Origin of the sequence: Chrysanthemum yellows phytoplasma, from assembly GCF_000803325.1 — a bacterium.
Classification (GTDB): domain Bacteria; phylum Bacillota_I; class Bacilli_A; order Acholeplasmatales; family Acholeplasmataceae; genus Phytoplasma; species Phytoplasma asteris.
The window spans coordinates 1-881 of sequence record NZ_JSWH01000196.1; the positions used below are offsets into that span (position 1 = coordinate 1).

General features: G+C 28.3%; 1 protein-coding gene. It reads left to right on the forward strand.

Features of this window, described 5'->3' with window-relative positions:
* Window positions 1-405: 405 nt before the first annotated feature.
* A partial coding sequence (locus OL66_RS03155; protein WP_034172437.1) for a lambda-exonuclease family protein occupies window positions 406-881 on the forward strand: 476 nt, incomplete at its 3' end.

The window sequence follows — 881 nt, forward strand, 5'->3', positions numbered from 1 at the left end:
ATCATTATTTTATTTTCATTTCTTCCAATTATCACTATTTATTATGTTATTAAATTTTATCTTTTCACTGTCAAACTAAGTATTTACCAATTAAAACAAGGAATAGTGGTTCAATTTTACCAATATTTAACTATGAAGCGACCAAATCATCATGTGGAAATTAATTAATACTTGGTTAACTAAGTTAAACAACAACCTTAATATTATCAGTCATTATTTCTTTACTTATCAAAATCAATGGTTAAACTTAGGTTTATTAATAATTATTTTATTATTTCTTCCTCATCTTTTGTATTTAATTGATTTTCTTTTTAAATGTCTTTATCATCTTTTTCTTTTCTTTTATTATTTAGGGAAATATCTTTTATTCTTATTAAAGAAAATATTTAAGAAAGGTAAATAACCATGAGAATCAAAAACTTAAATCAAAGAACCCAATTATGGTATCAACACCGCAAAAAATACATTAACGCTTCCGAAATTGCTGCGATTACAGGTTTAGATCCGTTCCGTTCCATGACACAATTAGTCCATGATAAACTCTTTGGTACCACTTTTACGGCTAATCAATATACATTGCATGGGCAAAAAATGGAACCGATCGATCGCCAGTTTTTCATACAAAAAACCAATTTAACTTTTGAAGACACCATTTTCACTGATGATCAAGTTAACATTTTTTCCGCATCTTTAGATGGTTACAATGAACAACATCAAGCTGTTTTAGAAATTAAATGTCCTTTCGTTAACGAAAACCAAGAAGTCTCATCCACTTGGACTAATTTTTTAACTCACCCTCAACTAGAAAATATCCCTCAATACTACTGGGCCCAAGTTCAATGCCAATTATATTGTAGTCAAGCTAAATTTGCTTACTTTTT